Consider the following 1382-nt stretch of genomic DNA (forward strand, 5'->3'; position numbering starts at 1 on the left):
GGGTACTGTCAAGAAGTTTGTGTAAGTAGGTCTCTTCGTCGAAATTGCACAGCCTAGGTATAGTTGTACGACTGGAGAGCACAGCCCAAGCGAAGGCGCGGGAGGCTATTGCCCTTCGTATCGGTCGCGGTACATCTTCTCAAACGCAGCCTTCGTATCCACGTCGACGAAGCCTCGGATCGCTCGGCCGCACCATTTGTCGTTGTAGTCCGTGGCCTGCAGGTAGATGATCTTCTCCGCGGCTTCAATGTTTGTGAGGCTGTTCATGGGCTTTAGGCGTTTGCGCAGCTCCTTGTTCATTCGCTCGATCGGGTTGGACGTGTAGATGGCAGCCCAGGTTAGCGGCGGGTACTTGTAGAAGGTCAGCAGTGTCGGCAGCTGGTCTTCCCAGGACTTCACTTCCTTGGGGTACTGCTTCTTCCACTTCTCCTTAAACCCGTCAAACACGGCACGAGCCACATCGCCGTCGACGGCCGTATATACTTGCTTCAAGTCCGTCAGAAACTCGGTCTTGTCGGCTGTACGGATTTTGGGAAAAGTCGCCCGTACTTTGTGCACGATGCAGTCCTGCACATCGGCCTTCGGGTAGATCTCACGGAACGCATCCTCAAGCCCCGGCAGGCCGTCGAACACGCCGACCAGCACATCGGTAGCGCCGCGCTGCTTGAGGTCTTTAAGTACCTCACGCCAGCCGTTTGCGCTCTCGTGACCGCCGACATAGAAACCGAGGATTTGCCGCCTGCCGTTCTCGTCGATGCCCATGGCCAAATACACGGCTTCGCTGCTGACCGTATCGCGCCTGAGCTTGACGTATAGGCCGTCCAGGTAAATCACCGAGTAACGTTTCTCCAGCGGGCGCTTCTGCCACTGCTCGATGTCTTCCATGACGGTCGCTGTGATGTTGCTGATGGTCGTTGGCGAGTATTGTGCGCCGTACATGCTCTCGATGAACTTTGCTACTTCGCGTGTACTCATGCCGCCCTTGTACATGTGGATGATGGCCTCTTCGAGCCAGTTCTCACGGCGCTGGTACGGCTCGAACAGGCGTGTCTGAAACAAGCCTTTCCGGTCACGCGGAACACGCAGCGCCCGGATCGTACCGAAGCGCGTCTCAAACGTGCGTTTGTAGTGGCCGTTTCGGCTGTTGTGCAACTCCGGCTGCTCGACGGTGAAGTAATTGCTCATTTCTTCGCGGAGCAAAAGCTCCAGCTTTTCCTGAACGAGCTGGGTAACCGATTTTTCCAGTAGAATTTGGAATGCATCTTCGGGTATAGTAGTCATTGAGTAGGGCTCCTTCTTGGTGACGTCGCAATCCCGAGAATACCCTACTCTTTTTGTGCTTTCTAGGCCAAAAATTGGTACACAAACATTTATACATCATC

General features: G+C 54.8%; 1 protein-coding gene. It reads right to left on the reverse strand.

The features are described from left to right. Positions 1-105: 105 nt before the first annotated feature. Positions 106-1281 (reverse strand): IS256 family transposase, encoded by a 1176-nt coding sequence (locus KVT38_RS33355; protein ID WP_217598040.1) that lies wholly within the window; start codon positions 1279-1281, stop codon positions 106-108. Positions 1282-1382: the final 101 nt, after the last annotated feature.

Source organism: Cohnella sp. GbtcB17 (assembly GCF_019091135.1).
Classification (GTDB): Bacteria; Bacillota; Bacilli; order Paenibacillales; family Paenibacillaceae; genus Cohnella.